Origin of the sequence: Achromobacter mucicolens (assembly GCF_902859725.1) — a bacterium.
GTDB classification, from domain to species: Bacteria; Pseudomonadota; Gammaproteobacteria; order Burkholderiales; family Burkholderiaceae_B; genus Achromobacter; species Achromobacter mucicolens.
This window is the reverse complement of record NZ_CADIJP010000011.1, coordinates 187,361-204,664: the sequence shown is the minus strand read 5'-3', so window position 1 is coordinate 204,664 and position 17,304 is coordinate 187,361. Positions and strand designations below refer to the sequence as shown.

17 protein-coding genes are annotated in these 17,304 nt (G+C 66.6%); 8 read left to right on the top strand and 9 right to left on the bottom strand.

Annotated features, from left to right (window positions below; genetic code table 11):
- Positions 1 to 11 precede the first annotated feature (11 nt).
- Together HV786_RS16270 and HV786_RS16265 are read right to left on the bottom strand one after the other, a co-directional pair.
- A complete protein-coding gene (locus HV786_RS16270) occupies positions 12 to 1,925 on the bottom strand; it encodes a B12-binding domain-containing radical SAM protein (RefSeq protein ID WP_128828311.1) in 1,914 nt (637 codons plus the stop codon).
- 68 nt (positions 1,926 to 1,993) lie between these two features.
- Positions 1,994 to 3,199 carry an alpha/beta hydrolase family protein gene (locus HV786_RS16265; RefSeq protein WP_128828310.1) on the bottom strand — a complete coding sequence of 402 codons (1,206 nt, stop codon included), beginning with the start codon at positions 3,197 to 3,199 and terminating at the stop codon, positions 1,994 to 1,996.
- Positions 3,200 to 3,335: 136 nt separating this feature from the next.
- Between HV786_RS16265 and HV786_RS16260 the strand changes: the two genes are divergently transcribed.
- The 3 genes from HV786_RS16260 to HV786_RS16250 are packed head-to-tail and all read left to right on the top strand — an operon-like array spanning position 3,336 to position 6,202.
- Positions 3,336 to 3,989, top strand: coding sequence for a hydrolase (locus HV786_RS16260; RefSeq protein WP_128828309.1), 654 nt, complete (start codon positions 3,336 to 3,338; stop codon positions 3,987 to 3,989).
- Between the two features lie 13 nt (positions 3,990 to 4,002).
- Complete coding sequence (locus HV786_RS16255; RefSeq protein WP_128828308.1) at positions 4,003 to 4,302, top strand: XapX domain-containing protein; 300 nt, start codon at positions 4,003 to 4,005, stop codon at positions 4,300 to 4,302.
- Positions 4,295 to 6,202 carry an amidohydrolase gene (locus HV786_RS16250; RefSeq protein ID WP_128828307.1) on the top strand — a complete coding sequence of 636 codons (1,908 nt, stop codon included), beginning with the start codon at positions 4,295 to 4,297 and terminating at the stop codon, positions 6,200 to 6,202. The genes HV786_RS16255 and HV786_RS16250 overlap by 8 nt, the downstream gene beginning before the upstream one ends.
- A 59-nt stretch (positions 6,203 to 6,261) precedes the next feature.
- Here the strand turns inward: HV786_RS16250 and HV786_RS16245 are convergent, their stop codons facing one another.
- From HV786_RS16245 to HV786_RS16235, 3 genes are all read right to left on the bottom strand, one after another.
- The gene (locus tag HV786_RS16245; RefSeq protein ID WP_128828306.1) at positions 6,262 to 7,272 is read right to left on the bottom strand and encodes a Bug family tripartite tricarboxylate transporter substrate binding protein; all 1,011 of its coding nucleotides are present in this window, start codon (positions 7,270 to 7,272) and stop codon (positions 6,262 to 6,264) included.
- A 141-nt stretch (positions 7,273 to 7,413) separates the two neighbouring features.
- A complete protein-coding gene (locus tag HV786_RS16240; protein WP_128828305.1) occupies positions 7,414 to 8,526 on the bottom strand; it encodes a cyclic nucleotide-binding domain-containing protein in 1,113 nt (370 codons plus the stop codon).
- Between the two features lie 145 nt (positions 8,527 to 8,671).
- Positions 8,672 to 9,598: a helix-turn-helix transcriptional regulator gene (locus tag HV786_RS16235; protein ID WP_128828304.1), complete on the bottom strand. Its 927-nt coding sequence runs from the start codon at positions 9,596 to 9,598 to the stop codon at positions 8,672 to 8,674.
- 200 nt (positions 9,599 to 9,798) lie between these two features.
- Between HV786_RS16235 and HV786_RS16230 the strand changes: the two genes are divergently transcribed.
- On the top strand, positions 9,799 to 10,185 hold the full coding sequence (locus HV786_RS16230; protein WP_128828441.1) for a MerR family transcriptional regulator: 387 nt from the start codon (positions 9,799 to 9,801) through the stop codon (positions 10,183 to 10,185).
- A 50-nt stretch (positions 10,186 to 10,235) separates the two neighbouring features.
- Entirely contained in the window at positions 10,236 to 11,960 is a 1,725-nt protein-coding gene (locus HV786_RS16225; RefSeq protein WP_128828303.1) for a SulP family inorganic anion transporter, read from the top strand.
- A 47-nt stretch (positions 11,961 to 12,007) separates the two neighbouring features.
- Here the strand turns inward: HV786_RS16225 and HV786_RS16220 are convergent, their stop codons facing one another.
- The gene (locus tag HV786_RS16220) at positions 12,008 to 12,475 is read right to left on the bottom strand and encodes a YMGG-like glycine zipper-containing protein (protein WP_175211267.1); all 468 of its coding nucleotides are present in this window, start codon (positions 12,473 to 12,475) and stop codon (positions 12,008 to 12,010) included.
- Positions 12,476 to 12,768: 293 nt separating this feature from the next.
- Here HV786_RS16220 and sorT point away from each other — a divergent pair, with 293 nt between their 5' ends.
- The 3 genes from sorT (at position 12,769) to HV786_RS16205 (ending at position 15,155) form a co-directional block, all read left to right on the top strand.
- Positions 12,769 to 14,019, top strand: a complete 1,251-nt coding sequence (gene sorT, locus HV786_RS16215; protein ID WP_175211265.1) for a SorT family sulfite dehydrogenase catalytic subunit — start codon at positions 12,769 to 12,771, stop codon at positions 14,017 to 14,019.
- Positions 14,020 to 14,033: 14 nt separating this feature from the next.
- Positions 14,034 to 14,408: a SorU family sulfite dehydrogenase c-type cytochrome subunit gene (gene sorU / locus HV786_RS16210; RefSeq protein ID WP_418910190.1), complete on the top strand. Its 375-nt coding sequence runs from the start codon at positions 14,034 to 14,036 to the stop codon at positions 14,406 to 14,408.
- Positions 14,409 to 14,498: 90 nt separating this feature from the next.
- Complete coding sequence (locus tag HV786_RS16205) at positions 14,499 to 15,155, top strand: hypothetical protein (RefSeq protein ID WP_128829280.1); 657 nt, start codon at positions 14,499 to 14,501, stop codon at positions 15,153 to 15,155.
- Positions 15,156 to 15,161: 6 nt separating this feature from the next.
- On the opposite strand, the gene HV786_RS16200 is transcribed toward HV786_RS16205, so the two are convergent.
- The 3 genes from HV786_RS16200 to HV786_RS16190 are packed head-to-tail and all read right to left on the bottom strand — an operon-like array spanning position 15,162 to position 17,294.
- Positions 15,162 to 15,491, bottom strand: coding sequence for a YciI family protein (locus tag HV786_RS16200; protein WP_128829279.1), 330 nt, complete (start codon positions 15,489 to 15,491; stop codon positions 15,162 to 15,164).
- Between the two features lie 59 nt (positions 15,492 to 15,550).
- Entirely contained in the window at positions 15,551 to 16,102 is a 552-nt protein-coding gene (locus HV786_RS16195; protein WP_128829278.1) for a sugar O-acetyltransferase, read from the bottom strand.
- Positions 16,103 to 16,151: 49 nt separating this feature from the next.
- Positions 16,152 to 17,294 (bottom strand): citrate/2-methylcitrate synthase, encoded by a 1,143-nt coding sequence (locus HV786_RS16190; protein ID WP_128829277.1) that lies wholly within the window; start codon positions 17,292 to 17,294, stop codon positions 16,152 to 16,154.
- Between the last annotated feature and the right edge of the window lie 10 nt (positions 17,295 to 17,304).

Genomic DNA, 17,304 nt, shown 5'->3' with positions numbered 1-17,304 from the left:
CGGCGGCGGCATCAGCCGCGCTGGTTCAACGCACGCGCAATGCGGTTCCGCGCGACCGTCGTGCGTGGCACCTTGAACGGGAACCAGCTGCGCACGTCCTCTTCCAGCCCGATGCCGTGCATGAAGTTGTAGATGGCCTTCTTCAGGCCCTTGCCCAGCGCGTCGTGATCCACGCCCGTGGGGTCATGAAAGCCAACGTCATTCTTGGCAAACGTGACCTCGGGCAAGGGTTTGAGCTTGATGCCGTATTCGTCCGGATTCTGGCCCACCGGCGAATGCACCGTACAGGCGAAACGGTGGAAGAACCCGCTCTGGATGCAGTCGTTTTCGAATAGCTGGCGCACGTACTCCAGCGCATCGACGGTGTCCTGCACGGTCTGCGTCGGAAAACCGTACATCAGGTAGGCGTGCACCAGCACCCCGGCATCGCTGAACGCACGCGTCACGCGCGCCACCTGGTCGATCGACACGCCCTTTTTCATCAGGTTCAGCAGCCGGTCCGAGGCAACTTCCAGGCCGCCGGAAACCGCAATGCAGCCGCTGTCGGCCAGCAGTTCGCACAGTTCCGGGCTGAAGGTCTTTTCGAAGCGGATGTTGCCCCACCAGGAAATCCCGGTGTTGCGTTCGATCAGCTCGGCGGCCAGGGCCTTGAGCGCCTTGGGCGGCGCAGCTTCATCGACGAAATGAAAACCCGTCTGCCCGGTCTCGGCCACGATGGCTTCGATGCGATCGGCCAGCACGGAGGCCGACGCGCCCTCATAGCGGCCGATATAGTCCAGCCCCACGTCGCAGAAGCTGCACTTTTTCCAGTAGCAGCCGTGCGCGACGGTCAGCTTGTTCCAGCGGCCGTCGCTCCAGAGCCGATGCATCGGGTTCAGCATGTCGAGCAGCGACAGGTATCGGTCCAGCGGCAGGCCGTCCCACGTGGGCGTGCCCACTTCTGCAAATGCGACGTCGGGCTCGACCAGGTTGATGTAGCGCACCGCGCCGCTGTCGGCATCGCGCACGAAGGTGCGCACCAGGCGCTGGCGCGACCGCTTGCCCTGCACGTGTTCCAGCAGCGCCAGCAGCGGACGCTCGCCAGCGTCCAGCGTGACGAAATCGAAGTAATCGAATACGCGCGGGTCTTTCAGTTCGCGCAATTCGGTGTTGACGAAGCCGCCGCCCAGCACGGTGACGATGCTGGGGTCCTGCGCCTTGATGGCCTGCGCGATACGGAAGGCAGCGTACACCGCGCCCGGAAACGGCACCGACAACAGGACCATCGTCGGCGTATGGCGCGCCAGGGCGGCCTCGGTAAGTTCACGCAGCGTCTCGTCCACCAGGTTCAGCGGGGCGTCCAGCGCCTCGGCCAGCGGGTCGAACGTTGGCTGGCTGCCCGCAAGCGATTCGGCATAGCGCACGAACTCGAAGCGCGGATCGATCGCGTCGCGCAGCACGTCGGCCAGGTCATTCAGGTACAGCGTGGCCAGGTGTTTGGCCCGGTCCTGCAACCCCAGCGCGCCGAACGCCCAGCCCAGCGGATCGCCGCCGTCCTCGTCCATGTAGACGTCCAGCGTCGCAAAGCGCGGCCCTTCGGGCAGGTAGTTGCGCCCCGCAATGCGATGCGCCAGCGTGGGATCGCGGCCCTGCAAAAAGGCGATCACCGGGCCGATGGTGGCCAGATAGCGCGCCTGCATGGCGACGAATGCCTGGATGGGCTGCGTGTGCTTTTCAAGGGGCAGCGTGTCGATGCGGCTTGCCACGGCCCGCAGGCCGTCGGCCGAGAGCAGGCGCAACACCAGGGCCAGCGCCAGATCTTCCTGGAACGCAGTGACGTCGCGCGACCGCAGGAAGCCGGTCAGATAGGCGGTGGACGGATAGGGAGTGTTCAGCTGCGTCATCGGTGGAATCACCGACAGCACGCGCAAGGGCAAAGTCGACATGAGGCACGGCAGGGCTGCCGTCAGAAAGCGGGGATCGGATGCAATTATAGGCAGCCCGCCTTCGCGCCCTATAAGACCCCGTCCAGCCAGTCGAGCACGCGGCGGTTCAAGAGCGACCGGTTCGCCGATTCGCAATGGTCGCCGGCGCCCTCTTGCGCCGTGAAGCGCAGCAGGGTCTTGGGGCAACGCAACTGATCGAAGAACTGCTGGGTGCCGGCAGCAAGCGGGTCATTTTCGGCCAGTGTCATGAGGGTGGGACAGGTGATGCCCTCGATGCGGCCGTCCAGGGTGAATCGCTCCACCGCGCGCAGGTAGTCGCGCAGATTGTCCACGCCGTGCACCCAGAAACCGCGTTGCACCACCTTCCACGTGAGCGCCGGATTGGACGAGACGAATTGCCACAGGCGGTCCATCACGGGCGCTTCCAGTTCACCCATGTTCGCCGCGCTTTCCGGGCTGGCGCCGAGCTTGACCGCCAGCGGCCGGAACAGGCCCGCGACGCTCCATTGCCCGGGGTCCGCAATGCAGGCCGCAAGCCGCGGTTCGCCCGACGCCGCGCGTGGCGCCAGATGCCCGCCCAGGCTCCAGCCGCTGAGGGCAATGCGGCTTGCGTCGACGATGGGCAGCGCGACGGCGCAATCGACCACCGCCCTCACCACCGTCTCCCAATCGGGACGCATGGGCACGCCCTGTTCGTAAAGCATGCCGCCCTGGCCGGGGCCGTCGAACACCAGCGCGTGGTAGCCCCGGCGTGCGGCGGCGACGGCGCTCGCGAAGTACATGTCGGTCACCGTGGCGTCATAACCGTTGGTGAAGATGACGAGCGGCCTCGTTTCGGACTCTTGACCCGCAGCCGGCACCAGATAGGCAGGCATGTGCGCACCGTCCAGCGCAATGCGCATCGGCCTGACCGGATGCGCGGACAGCGCCAGTCCCCGGTCGAACGCCGCCATCTGCTTGCGAAAGGCCGCAAGCAGCCGCGCGTCCGTGGGCGCGCCGTACAAGGGCCGGTAAGCCGTCGAATAGAAGGCGCTGGCGCGCAGATGCAGTTCACGCGCGCTGGCAAGCAGGTTGCGGCGTTCAGCGTCTTGCGCCTCGGCGGCCAGACGGTCGCCCGCCGCCATCCAGGCCTCGAAGAACGCGGTGTCGTCGCCGCTACCCACCGCGCGGCCCACCGCCAGGATTTCTCCCAGATCCGCCCCGCCGTAGGACATGTAAGCGACCGGCCGCGTGCCGAAATCGTCATGCAGTTCGTTCTGGAAAGCCAGGCCCATGGGTTTCTCCTGAGTCAGGACGGCAACGCCGCCGCAATCACAATCTACAAACCGGCGGACTATCGTTCAATACGGCAGGCCGGCCGGCTGGCACATTGCGCGGGTCCCACATTCATGGCAACCGAAGGAGTCATCCATGCCCATCAATGCGACCCCCACGCCCGGCGCCAAGCTGCTGTCCCCGCACGACCACACGCTCATCATGATCGACTTCCAGTCGCAGATGGCGTTTGCCACCCATTCGATCGATGCCGTCACGCTGCGCAGCAACGCCGCGCTGGTGGCCCATGCCGCCGCCGGCTTTGGCGTGTCCACCATCCTGACGACCGTTGCCGAAAAGCGCTTTTCCGGCCCCATGTTCGAGGAAGTCACCGTCCCGTTCCGCGGCCGGCCGCTGATGGACCGCACCTCCATGAACACCTGGGAAGACGCCGCCGTCATCAAGCAGGTTAACGAAATCGGCAAGAAGCGCATTGTGCTGGCGGGCCTGTGGACCAGCGTGTGCATCGTCGGCCCGGCCCTGTCCGCGCTGGACCAGGGCTTCGAGGTCTATGTCATCGCCGACGCCTGCGGCGACGTGTCCGCCGAAGCCCACAACCGCGCGATTGAGCGTATCGTCCAGGCAGGCGGCCAGCCCATCACGGCATTGCAATACCTGCTGGAGATGCAGCGCGACTGGGCGCGCATCGATACCTACGACATGACGACCGGCATCGCAAGCAAGTTCGGCGGCGCCTACGGCCTGGGCATCATCTACGCCAAGTCCATGTTCAATGCCCACGAAGGCTGACAGGAGCATACCCATGAAGGTCTACCTTGTGTCCTTGGGACTCGGCCTGCTGGTCGGTATCATCTATGCCCTGTTCAATGTGCGCTCGCCCGCGCCGCCCGTGATCGCCCTGGTGGGACTGCTCGGCATCCTGGCGGGAGAACAGATTCCTCTGCTGGTCAAGCGCCTGCTGGCGGACGAGCCCACCCGCACGTCCTTCATCCATGAACAGGTAAAACCGCATATGTTCGGCGAACTGCCAAGCTGCCCCAAACCGTCCGCCGACACTTCCCGCCAACCCGCCGACGCATGTGGAGACAAGCGCAATGGCTGATACCCTGGACCCCGCGCCCCAAGGCACCCCCGACCTCATCCTGCATCAGGGCCGGTTCACCACCCTGGACCCCGCCAATCCCATCGCCGACGCCGTCGCCATCAAGGACGGCCGGTTCACGCGCGTGGGCGCCGCTGGCGACATTCTGCCGCTGGCCGGCCCGGCCACCCGCATCATCGCGCTGGGCGGACGCGGCGTGCTGCCTGGACTGATCGACAACCACCTGCACATCATCCGCGGCGGCCTGAACTACAACATGGAACTGCGCTGGGACGGCGTGACCAGCCTGGCCGACGCCATGGCCATGCTGCGCCGCCAGGTGGCCATCACGCCCGCGCCGCAGTGGGTACGCGTGGTCGGCGGTTTCACCGAACACCAGTTCGCGGAAAAGCGCCTGCCCACCATCGAAGAACTGAACGCCGTGGCGCCCGATACGCCCGTGTTCATCCTGCACTTGTATGACCGCGCCCTGCTCAACGCCGCCGCCCTGCGCGCGGTCGGCTACGACAAGAACACCCCCGCGCCTCCCGGCGGCGAGATCGTGCGTGACTCGGCCGGCAATCCGACCGGGCTGCTGCTTGCCAAGCCCAACGCGTCGATCCTGTACGCCACGCTGGCCAAGGGTCCAAAGCTGCCCTTCGAATACCAGCTCAATTCCACGCGCCACTTCATGCGCGACCTGAACCGCCTGGGCGTCACCGGCGCCATCGATGCGGGCGGTGGTAACCAGAACTACCCAGAGGACTACCAGGTCATCCAGCAACTGGCCGACGCCGGCCAACTGACGATCCGCCTGGCCTACAACCTGTTCACGCAAAAGCCCAAGCAGGAAAAGGAAGACTTCCTGAACTGGACGGCCACTTCGCAGTACAAGCAAGGCACCGATTATTTCCGCCACAACGGCGCGGGCGAAATGCTGGTGTTTTCCGCCGCCGACTTCGAGGACTTCCGCCAACCGCGCCCCGAAATGGGAGCCGAGATGGAAGGCGAACTCGAGGAAGTGGTGCGCATCCTGGCGCAGAACCGCTGGCCGTGGCGCATGCACGCCACCTACGACGAAACCATCTCGCGCTCGCTGGACGTATTCGAGCGCGTGAACCAGGACGTGCCGCTGGCGGGGCTGAACTGGTTCTTCGACCACGCCGAGACGATCTCCGAACGCTCCATCGACCGCATCGCCGCCCTGGGCGGCGGCGTGGCCGTGCAGCATCGCATGGCCTACCAGGGCGAATACTTCGTCGAACGCTACGGCCCGGGCGCCGCCGAAGCGACGCCGCCCGTCAAGCGCATGCTCGAAAAAGGCGTCAACGTGTCGGCCGGCACCGATGCCACCCGCGTGGCTTCCTACAACCCGTGGGTGTCGCTGTCGTGGCTCATCACCGGCAAGACGGTGGGCGGGCTGCGCCTGACGCCGCAGCGCAACTGCCTGGACCGCGATGCCGCCCTGCGCATGTGGACCGAGAACGTCACCTGGTTTTCCAACGAGCAAGGCAAAAAGGGCCGCATCGCCGTCGGCCAACTGGCCGATCTTGTCGTGCCGGATCGCGACTTCTTCTCGTGCCCCGAGTCCGATATTGCGGACACCAGCAGCCTGCTCACCGTCGTGGGCGGCAAAGTAGTCTGGGGCGCGGGTGAATTCGCGGCGCATGACGAGGCCGCACCACCGCCCGCCATGCCCGACTGGTCGCCCACACGCCTGTTCGGCGGCTACGGCGCCTGGGGCGACAGCGAAGGCAAGCCGCTGCAGACCACCCTGCGCGAAGCCGCGGCCGCCTGCGCCTGCGCCAACGACTGCAATGTCCACGGCCACCAGCACGCTGGCGCCTGGGCCAGCAAACTGCCCGTCTCCGACCTGAAAGGATTCTGGGGCGCCCTGGGCTGCGCCTGCTGGGCGGTATAGGGGCGCATCACGCGGCCGAGGCGTCACCCCCCTCGGCCGCGTGTGTTACGCCTGAACCGTCACTTGGCGGTGATTCCCCCTTCGCGGATGACCTTTGCCCATTGCTCGATTTCGGCGTTCAGGCGCGCCTTGGAAGCGTCCACATCAAGCGGGTCCGCGTAAACACCTTGCTGCAGCATCTGGGCCTTGGCGTCGTCCTTTGCCAGCGCGGTGGTCAGCGCCTTGTTGATCTTGGCCACGATGGGCGCCGGCGTGCCGGCAGGCGCCATCACCCCGAAGAGCGAACTGACGTTGAAGCCGCTGAAGCCCTGTTCTTCGGCCGTCGGAATGTCCGGCAGCATCGAGATGCGCTGCGGCGTAAGCACGGCCAACGGACGCAGCTGGCCCGACTTGATGAAGGAGATCGCGGCGGGCACCGTCTCGGTCATCGTCTCGACCTGCCCACCGACCAGATCGGTCATGGCCGGCCCGCTGCCGCGATAGGCCACATGCACAATGTTGACGCCCGCGATCTGCTTGAACAGCTCCATGGCCATGCGCTGCGGCGCGCCGGCGCCCGAAGAGGCAAAGTTGAGCTTGCCCGGATTGGCCTTGGCGTAGGTCACCAGTTCGGCCAGCGACTTGATGGGCAGCTTGGGATTGACCACGGCCACCAGCGGCACGAAGCCGACCACCCCCGCCGGCACGAAATCCTTGCGCAAGTCGTACGCAATGCTGTCTTTCTCCAGGGTCGCCATGACCGAGTGCGAGGTCAAGGCGCCCATCAGCAGCGTGTAGCCGTCGGGCTGAGCGCGCGCCACCTCGGCGGCGCCGATGTTGCCACCTGCCCCGCCCCGGTTCTCGATAACGACCTGGCCGCCGATCTCTTCGCTCAGGCGCTGGCCCACGATGCGCCCGATCACGTCGGTCGCGCCGCCCGGCGGGTAAGGAATGATCAGACGGATGGGTTTGCTGGGATAGCTGTCGGCGGCCTGCGCGCAAGCCTGACCGGGCAAGGCGAACGCGGCAACCGCGATAAAGCCGGCCGCGACGATATGGACGCGCTTGCGCGCGGCGTGCTTACAGATCATGGTTGTCTCCCGATGCGCTCTTCTGGCTTGAAAGCTTTAAGCGCATGTTCGCAAACTACCGGCTGCGAAAAGGGAAAAATAATTATGGTCTGACTAAAAAATCCTTGCGGGTATTAGGGCTTTTGGACGAGAGACCGGCGGTCAATGCGCCGACGCATCCAGAAACCGATGAACAATCCGCACCGCGGCGGCGCCCTCTGCGATGCTCGCCAACACGTGTTTCACCGACCCCGCGCGCGCCGCGCCCACCGCAAATACGCCCGGCTGCGAACTTTCATAATCGCGCGCCTGCATCGACCCCGCTGCGGCCATGCCCGTATGGATATAGCCCTGGTCGTCCGTATCGAGCCACCCATCCAGCCACGCGGTATTCGCTTGAACGCTCATCTCTGCGCCATCGCCAGCCTGCGTTCCCGTCGCCACAATCAGGCTGCGCGCCTCGATCATCTGGCCGTCGTCCAGCCACACGCGGTAGGGATAACACCCGCCGTCATAGCGGCTGACGGTGCGTAGCGGCAGCAGGTGCGCGCCAAAGCGCCTGCTCTGGTCCTCGGCTCGGCGCAGCAGCGGGCCGTCGCACAATCCCGTGATCGTGCCGGGAAACCCGTTCAGTATGTCCAGCCCGGGCGCGTCGCCGCAGGACAGCGAGCCGCCCACCAACAGGGTTTGCAAGCCCTCGGACGCGGCGTAGGCCGCGGCGGCCAGGCCTGCGGGGCCGCCTCCGATCACCGCCAGATCCATCACGGGGTCTTCCTGCCCTGCCCGCGCTGTCGATCGCAGGATCGCGCCGCCATAGGGCCGCTGGCGCAGATAGCCGATGCGGCGCAGCATGAATGCGCGCAGGATGATTTCCGCCATCGGCCGGTCTTCCAATATCAGCGACTCGAGCGCCGCGCGACTCAGGCGCAACAGCCGGCTTGGGGTGCTGGCGCGCACGGTGACCGAGTTCGGCCGGTCCGTGAAGAGGTCAAGGCTGCCCGTGAACTCGCCGTCACGATGCACAAGCAGACTGCGCAGGATGCCGCCCGTTTGCGCTTCCAGCACCTCGATGTACCCGTGCAGCAGGATGTAGAAGGCAGCTTCGCGGTCGCCGCTGTTGAGCAGCACGCGGCCCGGTTCGGCTGAAACCACGTCGCCGTACGCCGCGGCGCGCTCGATCATGGCGCTGGGCAGCATGGGAAAGGCCTGTGCATGCAAGGCGGCCAGATCGGCGGGCGGATTGGCCGGTGCGGCGCCGGCGGCAAGTCGACTCATGGGGACGCTATCGGATCATCCGGGAGAATTGGCGGGATAGCGATGACGTTACCGCCGGGCAGCGCCCGCGTCTTGCGCACTTGCGTCCTGATTTGTATGAAAGCGCCATGCGCGTTGCATGACCTGTCGCGGGCCGGCTAATGGGTCAACCGCCGTGTTCCCTGCGCCACGCACCGGGCGCCACGCCCACCACGCTGGTGAACACCCGGGTCATGTGCGCCTGGTCCGCAAAGCCGCACAACAGCGCGATATCGGTGATCGACCGGCCCGGCGTGCGCAGCAACGCCTGCGCTTTTTGCACCCGCTGCTCCAGGAGCCACCGATGCGGCGTGGTGCCGACCGTTTGCCGGAACGCCTTGATGAAATAGCTGCGCGACAGATTGCAGGCCTCGGCGATATCCGCAATCGACGCGTCTTCCCGCAGCGACGCCAGCAGCATGTCCTTGGCGCGCGCCTCCAGCTTGCGCGACAGCACGCGGGCGCCGCCCGACGCTGCCCATCCGCTGGTTGCCCCCGCCCCGTATTGCGCCAGCAGGTGCGTGCCGAGGGCCAGGTTCAGATGCTCCACGAACAGGCTGCTGGTCTGCGCGGGATTTGCCACGACGTTCGCCAGCACCTGCGAAAGATGGCCCAGCACCGGATCCTGCTGCCCGGCGCGCGGCGTCAGGCTGCTGACGCGCGTCCCGCCCTTCTCGTCGTTGATCCGCTCGATGAAGGCGCGCGACAGCTCGACCAGCAGGAAGTCGAAACCGCCCAGCATGTCGGCGCGGTAATCGTCGGTGAAGTCGCGGATGTAGATCGAACCCGCATCGAAATCATGCGTGGACGCGTGATGACCGTGCAGGATGCGACGGCGATGACCGCCCTGCAGCGCCACGCCCACGAGAAAGCCGCGATCGGACGCGGGCGTCTGCACGCTGCCGAAGTAATCGTTGTGAGTGCGCTTGCGATAGAGCGTCAGCCCGCCGCCATGGAATTCCTGGTCCAACGCCAATTGGCTGGCCGAGCAACCCAGCGTGTCGGTGGGCCGCGCCGGTTGCGAGCCGGAAATCAGGGGTTGAGTGGCGGGCATCGGATATGTCCAGATCGGGGCGAACGCGCTAACGGGCTCGAAGATAGCAGGCGATGCTGCTTCGCAACAAGCAACATTTGGCAAGCATTCCAGGCGCGCCCGGCCCCGTCAGCGGGCGACGACGCTGTCCACAAACGCCGCCAGGTCTCAACCCTCACATCCATGTCAAGGTCAAGCGCCCATCTGCTAATCTTTCCCGCATGAAAACGCCCGCGCCTGCCCCTCCCATGTCGATCGGCGAGCTTGCCCGCAGAACGGGCGCAAGCCTGCGGTCGCTGCGCCATTACGACGACCAGGGTCTGCTTGTCTCGGCCCGGGCGGACAATGGATACCGTACCTTTCCCGCAGCCGCCGTCACGCAAGTCAGGCAAATCCAGCGCCTCATCGCTGCCGGCTTTTCGTTGGCGGAAATCCGCGGGTTTCCCGATTGCATGCGGCTGATCGAGGGCGCTGCCGCATGCCCGGAGACGTCAGAGGTGCAGCGCCGGCGGCTGGCATCCGTCGAACGCCAGATCGCCGACCTGGAGCGTCGCCGCGCCCGGCTGCGCGAGATGCTGGAAGCTTCCGCCCCCCCTTGCCCGCAATGAATCGCGGATAAGGCCCCAACCTGTAGCGCACGCTTTCCTACCGGGATTCCATGGCTACCGAAACGCCCCGCCGCCCCGTCCAGAATGCGCCGCGCTGGTTGCGCTGGCTGCCCGGTCTGGCGTTGTTGCAGTCCTATCAGGCGGCGTGGCTGCCCAAGGACATTGCCGCCGGCCTCGTCCTGACGACCATGCTGGTGCCGGTGGGCATCGCCTACGCCGAAGCCTCGGGCGTGCCCGGCGTCTACGGACTGTACGCCACCATCATCCCGCTCCTGGCGTATGCGCTGTTCGGTCCAAGCCGGATCCTGGTGTTGGGACCGGATTCCGCGTTGGCGGCGCCCATCCTGGCTGTCGTGCTCAGCGTCTCTAACGGCGACCCCATGCGCGCCATCGCCGCGGCAAGCATGATGGCCGTTGTCTCGGGGCTGTTCTGCATCGTGATGGGCTTGATGCGCCTGGGGTTCATCACCGAGCTGTTGTCCAAACCCATCCGCTACGGCTACATGAACGGCATCGCGCTGACCGTGCTGGTCAGCCAGTTGCCCAAGCTATTCGACATCTCCATCGATGACGCCGGCCCGCTGCGCGAGATGCAACAGCTGGCGTTGGCCGTGGCCGATGGCCAGGCCCATTGGCCAAGCTTGGCAGTCGGCGCGGCAAGCCTGGCCGTGATCCTCTTGCTCAAGCGCTTCGATCGCGTGCCGGGCATCCTGATTGCCGTGATCCTTGCCACGCTGGCGGTCAAGCTTTTCGGACTGGACGCCCAGGGCGTCAAGGTGCTGGGCGAGATTCCGCAAGGATTGCCCAGCTTTGCTTGGCCGTGGCTCAGCAACGCCGACCTCGTCAAGATCGTGTTGGGCGGCTGCGCGGTGGCGCTGATTGCCTTTGCCGACACCAGCGTGCTGTCGCGTACCTACGCCGCGCGCACGAACACGCGTGTGGATCCGAATCAGGAGATGGTGGGACTGGGGGTGGCGAACCTGGCAGCCGGTTTCTTCCAGGGCTTTCCGATCAGCAGCAGCGCATCACGCACCCCGGTGGCCGAGGCGGCGGGGTCGCGCACGCAACTGACCGGCGTGGTCGGCGCGGTGGCCGTCGCCCTGCTTCTGATCGCCGCGCCTAACCTGCTGCGCCACCTGCCCAACAGCGCGCTGGCCGCGGTGGTGATCGCCGCCGCCATCGGCCTCTTTGAATTCAGGGATCTGCGGCGCATCTACCGCATCCAGCAATGGGAGTTCTGGCTTTCGATGCTCTGCTTTGCGGGTGTTGCCGTCTTCGGCGCGATCCCCGGCATCTGCCTGGCGGTCGTCATCGCCGTCATCGAGTTCCTGTGGGACGGCTGGCGTCCGCACTTCGCGGTGCTGGGCCGCGTGCCGAACCTGCGCGGCTATCACGACCTGAAGCGTTATCCGCATGCCACGCTGATCGACGGACTGGTCCTGTTCCGCTGGGACGCCCCGCTCTTTTTCGCCAACGCCGAACTTTTCCAGCAGCGCCTGCTTGAAGCCGTGGAGGCGTCGCCCACGCCCGTACGGCGCGTGGTGGTGGCCGCCGAACCCGTCACCAGCGTGGACGTCACCTCAGCCGACATGCTGCGCGAACTGTGCGAAACCCTGTCGCGCGAAGGGATCGCGCTGCACTTCGCGGAAATGAAGGATCCCGTGCGCGACAAGCTCAAGCGTTTCGAGCTGTCGCGGCTATTCAGCGACGACCGCTTTCATCCGACCGTGGGCAGCGCGGTGGACGATTACCTGCAAGGCGAACACGCATCCTAGATCCGGCTCCCTGTTGCCGCGTTGGACCGTCAACGCGCTCCTGCCGCTCAAGGCGTCACCTGATACCCCCGCTGCTGCATGCAGGCGGCATACGCGGAAGACGCGGCCGCGGTCTGCTGGCTCTGGTCGGCGCGGTCCTGCCGCCGATCCTGCCGCTGCCGCGACCCGCCCACCACCATTCCCGCCGCCGCCGCGTCCTTTGCCTGGTTTTGCCGGTACGCCTGCTTGGTGTCGTCGTCCATGCGGTCGTAGACCTCCTCGTGCTGGCGTCCGCGCGCACCGGCCACTGCGGCGCCCGCCGCCGCGCCCGCCGCCGCGCCACGCGCACGGCCGCCAGCCTGAGGAGTGTCCGGGCTGGTGCTGGCCGCGCTGCCGGTCTGCGACTGGCATGCGGCAATGTCTTGCTGGGTAAGTTCGGGGGATTGACCTTTGAGCGGCGTGACGGTCTGCGCGGAAGCAGTCAGGCAGACGCCAGCGGCCAGGATGGCAACGCAGGGAAAGATGATCGTATTCATGACAACCTCCATGGAAGTCAGAGCCCTGAGTCACCAGCGTAGCGCTGGGTTCTGAGCCGGCGCAACATGGGTTACGAGGCTTGCATGCGCGCCTTCGCGCAGCTTGACGCGTGCATGCTCGACCAAATATCCAAAACTCTTATATCTGAAATGTCCACAAACCTATAGTTCTTTAGAACCCGTTGACATAAAGAGGGGCATTGCCGATGATGCGGAAGGCCGCAAGCGCTGGGCCGCCCATAAGCACAACACCGCGCCTGTTCCGCGGGACGCGGCAACCAGAGAGGCAAGCAATGGAGACAACCCCACGCAACCCCGCACGGCGCCGCATGCTGGCCGGCAGCGCCAGCGCCCTGGCCGCGGCCGGGCTGGGCGCCGCCGGAATCGCGCGCGCCAGCGATGCGCCCGCCAAGCCCGGCGCTACGCCCGCCGCTACCCCCGCTACCCCCGCCGCCAAGCCGCTGCCGCCTTACGCGGCGTGGAAAGACGCCGACAGTGTCATCGTGCACAGCGCCAACACCATCGAGACCCGCCGCAGCGCGTTTGGCGATGGCGTCATCACGCCGTCGCGCCAGCTGTACGTGCGCAATAACCTGCCGCCGCCCGACGCCGCGATCCTGAACGACCGCGATGCATGGAAGGTCGAGATCGAAGGCGTCAAGCAGCCCCGCACGTTCACCGTGGGCGAACTGAAGACGCTGGGCATGGAAACGCTGGCGACCGTGTTGCAGTGCTCGGGCAATGGCCGCGGGTTCTTTCCCCACAAGCCCAGCGGCACGCCGTGGGAAGTGGGCGCGGCCGGCTGCGTGATGTGGACGGGCGTACCGGTGCGCACCCTTGTCGAACACCTGGGCGGCCTGGCGGGCACGCCTGCCTTCATGACCGGCACCGGCGGCGAAGTGCTGCCCGAAGGTCTGGATCCCAAATCGCTGCTGGTGGAACGCTCGGTGCCGCGCGAGGCGATGCAGGACGCCCTGTTGGCCTGGGAGATGAACGGCGAGCCGCTGTCGCTGGCGCACGGCGGCCCATTGCGCCTGATCGTGCCGGGCTACACCGGCGTGAACAACGTCAAATACATCAAGCGGCTGGCGTTCACCGCCGAACAGAGCCCCGCGAAGATCCAGCAGACCGGCTATCGCCTGACGCCCATGAACGCCAAGCCCAGCCCCGATCAACCGTCGGTCTGGGCCATGGAACCCAAATCCTGGATCAACGCGCCGGGCGCAAACGGCCAGCCGGTGAAGGCCGGACGGGTGGTGGTGCGCGGCGTGGCCTTTGGCGGCATGCATGCGGTCAAGCGCGTGGACGTGTCGATTGACGGCGGCAAGACCTGGAAACAGGCCGCGTTGATCGGACCGGATCTTGGCAAGTACGCCTGGCGCCAGTTCGCGCTGCCGGTGGAACTGTCCGCCGGCCAGCACATGCTGGTCAGCCGCGTCGAAGACACGGAAGGCAATGTGCAGGTGGAGAACCGGTTCGAAAACGCGCCGGGCTATATCAACAGCAGTTGGCGCGACCACGGTCTGGCCATCAACGTGTCCTGATCGAGGCAGCATCGATGCACAACAGTCAAGTCATGCAGCACGCAGCAACCCGCCGCCCGATCGGGTGGCGGGCTTCTTTCGCGCTCGCGGCAGGTGTCTGGTTGCTGGCGGGCGCGCAGGCGTGGGCGGCCGAACCGCCCAATGCCGAAGCGGGCCGGGCCTTGTTCCTGAAAGCGACAACCCCGGCCTGTGCCGTCTGTCACACGCTGGCCGACGCCGGGGCGGCCGGCACCATTGGTCCCAACCTCGACGAGCTCAAGCCTGATGCCAACCGTGTCACGCAGGCCGTGCGCAACGGAATCGGCGTGATGCCGGCCTTCGATGCCTTGAGCGATGAGCAGGTGCAGGCGTTGGCGAAGTACGTGTCGGGCGCGACCGGGGCGCAGTAGCCGGTCCGTGCATCGCGAACAGCGGCATCATGGTAGGCTTTCCGCCAGCCGGATTGCCTACCCACCCACACGTTCACGACGACACGCACCATGACGCTCAGAACGCTCGCCCTGCTGCTTGCCGCGGCGGCCCTGCCCCCTGCGCTTCATGCGCAACCGGCTGGCCACGGCGCCGCCTGGACGCCGACAGGCCCGACTGCATGCCGCTTTTCGGGCTGGACCACCAACGACAAGCCCGCCATCCCGGTGCGCGCGGCAGCCTCCTACAGCGCCAGGCAGTTGGGCGCGCTGCCGACCACGCGCGGCGACAGTCCCGACCCCGAGGTCGATCTGTACAGCGTCACCTTCGACGTGACCGAGGCGCGCGACGGCTGGCTCAGGATCCGCAATGCCAGCGACGCCATGAGCGGCAGCGACCGCCACCCGCCGCGCCCCGTCTATCAAGGCGAAGGCTGGATCGCCGCCGCGGACGCGCAGGTCGGCATCCAGTCGGCGCGCGGATACGCGCGCCCCGACGCCGCCAGCGAACGGCTGCTTGACCTGGGCGGCGACTGGCTGACTGAACGCGCCACCTTGCGCGGCATCGTGGCCTGCGATGGCGAATGGCTGCTGCTGGATTACGAGATGCGCAACAGCGCCACGTTCGAACGGCTGGCCGACAAGGACCGCACGCGCGGTCGCGCGTGGTTTCGCGGCGTGTGCGCATCGTCCGAGACCACCTGCGACATGCGCTCGGTCGACCAGTAATCCGCGCTACCGGCGCTCAAGCGGCCAGACTTCCACCACGCCGTGCGCCACGGCGCAGGGCGTGCGGGACACCTTTTCTATGGCCTCGGCCATATCGGCCGCTTCGATGACGGCAAAACCGGCAATCGGCAGCGGCGCATTCATGAACGGCCCCTTCGCCGTCACCACACCGGAGGCGTCCGGATTGCGCACCTGAACCGGCGTGCCCGCGATCCCCATCAGCACGCCCGCATGCTGCAATGCCGCGTCGTGCGCATGCGCAGCCTCGCGCACGGACACCGGGGTGCTGTCGTAGCCCGCCTGATCGCCGTAGCCGATTGTGATGAACATGGGCATGGTCTTCTCCTTGAGATTGGCGCCGCGCCTTTCGGCGAGACGCGTGGCGTGCTCATGCGCTATCCGCGCACCCGAGCCGGATTTCCCACGACCTTGGCGCCCGCGGGCACGTCCCGCGTCACCACGCTGCCCGCGCCGATGATCGCGTCGTCCCCCACCGTCACACCGGGCAGGATGATCGCCCCGCCGCCGATCCACACCTGCCTGCCGATGTGCACGGGCCGCCCGAACTCCAGCATCGCGCGCCGCTGCTCGGGGTCGTGCGGGTGGTCTGCCGTGTAGATCTGCACGGCCGGGCCGATTTGCGTGCCTTCGCCGATGGTGACCTGCACGACGTCCAGGATCACGCAATTGAAGTTCATGAAGACGTTCGTGCCCAGCGAAATGTTGTAGCCGTAGTCGCAATGAAACGGCGGGCGGATCAGCGCGCCCTCGCCGACACTGGCCAGGCGCTCGCAGAGCAGCGCATGCCATTGTTCGGGCGGCTCGCCCAGCAGCGCGTTATACCGCTTCATCCAGGCGCTGGCGGCAAGCTGATCCGACTGGATCTCGGCGTCGGCGGCCGTGTACAGCTCTCCGGCCAACATCCTCTCTTTCTGCGTGCGTGTCATGGCAGTCTCCTGTCCGGTACGTTGCAGCATACCGAACATTGCCGTGCCGCTACGCTGCTTGCGGCAAGACACCCACGTAGCGGCCGCGCGGCCGGATGACCTGCGCCACGCTGAGTTGTTCCAGGCCGTGCGCCAGAAGGCCAATGCTGCGCGCCGTGGCGAATAGCCCGAATGCCGCATCGTCCGGCAGGCCGCAATGCGCCGCCAGCGCGGCCAGGGCGACGTCGATGTTGGGATGCAGACCCGTCAGTTGCGTGGCCTTGCCAATGAAGCGCGTGATGACCTCGGGCGGTTCGAAGCGCGCCAGCAACGCGGCTGCGCGCGGATCTCCGTCGGGATACAGGTGATGGCCAAAGCCCGCCAGCGGCAGACCGGTGGACAGGTAATGGGCGATCACGTGGTCCTCGCCCTGGCGCGCCACGTCATCGAACAGCGCCTTGACGCGGCCGGACGCGTCGCCGTGCAGGGGCCCGGACAAGGTGGTGAGGCCGGACAGCAGGCATGCCGGCAGCGATGCGCCCGTCGACGCCGCGATGCGCGTGGCGAATGCCGAACTGGTCAGTTCGTGGTCCACCAGCAGGACCATGGCGGTGCGCAAAAGCTCCGCGGACTGCGGCGAAAGCTTCCACGCCTGCGCAAAACGCAGGTGCAGCGGGCGCTTGCCGAGCTGCGCGCCAAATGCATTGGCCAATTGGCCGACAAGGCTCTGGCACTCGGTGTGCAGCACGCGCGTCATGCGGCCGCGGGTGGAATGCCCGGTGGCTGCCAGCGCGGCCAGCGACGTGAAGGCCGCGACCCGGCCGGGCGAGGACACGCGCACCGCGCACGAAAAGTCTGCCAGCTGATCGGAATTCCACAGCAATTGGGCCACCTCCTCCAGGCTGGCCGACGCGGCCAGCGCGACGGCATCCTGCCCGCGGTAGTACAGGCGCTGCCGGTGAAAGGTGGAGATGGCCGTGGGAATGCTGGGCTCGGCGCCGAAAAGCGTGTTGGTCGCCAGGGTTTCGTGCTTGCGGCCCGCCTGCTTGCGCTTGGCCAGCCCAGCAACGTCTTCGGCGCGATACAGGCTGCGCCGCGTATCGGCCGGATCGGGCATGACTTCCAGCTTGCCGCGGCTGACGTAGGCGTAGATGGTTTGCGGCCGCACGCCAAGCTGGGTGCACGCTTCGGCCATCGTTATCCAGGTGCCCATGATCTTCTGT

Coding starts and splice junctions, on each gene's coding strand:
- HV786_RS16225 (WP_128828303.1), top strand. CDS start 10,236: ATGGCTACCGAAACGCCCCGCCGCCCCGTCCAGAATGCGCCGCGCTGG.
- HV786_RS16205 (WP_128829280.1), top strand. CDS start 14,499: ATGACGCTCAGAACGCTCGCCCTGCTGCTTGCCGCGGCGGCCCTGCCC.
- HV786_RS16270 (WP_128828311.1), bottom strand. CDS start 1,925: ATGTCGACTTTGCCCTTGCGCGTGCTGTCGGTGATTCCACCGATGACG.
- HV786_RS16200 (WP_128829279.1), bottom strand. CDS start 15,491: ATGCCCATGTTCATCACAATCGGCTACGGCGATCAGGCGGGCTACGAC.
- HV786_RS16235 (WP_128828304.1), bottom strand. CDS start 9,598: ATGCCCGCCACTCAACCCCTGATTTCCGGCTCGCAACCGGCGCGGCCC.
- HV786_RS16240 (WP_128828305.1), bottom strand. CDS start 8,526: ATGAGTCGACTTGCCGCCGGCGCCGCACCGGCCAATCCGCCCGCCGAT.
- HV786_RS16190 (WP_128829277.1), bottom strand. CDS start 17,294: ATGGGCACCTGGATAACGATGGCCGAAGCGTGCACCCAGCTTGGCGTG.
- HV786_RS16255 (WP_128828308.1), top strand. CDS start 4,003: ATGAAGGTCTACCTTGTGTCCTTGGGACTCGGCCTGCTGGTCGGTATC.
- HV786_RS16245 (WP_128828306.1), bottom strand. CDS start 7,272: ATGATCTGTAAGCACGCCGCGCGCAAGCGCGTCCATATCGTCGCGGCC.
- HV786_RS16260 (WP_128828309.1), top strand. CDS start 3,336: ATGCCCATCAATGCGACCCCCACGCCCGGCGCCAAGCTGCTGTCCCCG.
- sorT (WP_175211265.1), top strand. CDS start 12,769: ATGGAGACAACCCCACGCAACCCCGCACGGCGCCGCATGCTGGCCGGC.
- HV786_RS16195 (WP_128829278.1), bottom strand. CDS start 16,102: ATGACACGCACGCAGAAAGAGAGGATGTTGGCCGGAGAGCTGTACACG.
- HV786_RS16220 (WP_175211267.1), bottom strand. CDS start 12,475: ATGAATACGATCATCTTTCCCTGCGTTGCCATCCTGGCCGCTGGCGTC.
- sorU (WP_418910190.1), top strand. CDS start 14,034: ATGCACAACAGTCAAGTCATGCAGCACGCAGCAACCCGCCGCCCGATC.
- HV786_RS16250 (WP_128828307.1), top strand. CDS start 4,295: ATGGCTGATACCCTGGACCCCGCGCCCCAAGGCACCCCCGACCTCATC.
- HV786_RS16265 (WP_128828310.1), bottom strand. CDS start 3,199: ATGGGCCTGGCTTTCCAGAACGAACTGCATGACGATTTCGGCACGCGG.
- HV786_RS16230 (WP_128828441.1), top strand. CDS start 9,799: ATGAAAACGCCCGCGCCTGCCCCTCCCATGTCGATCGGCGAGCTTGCC.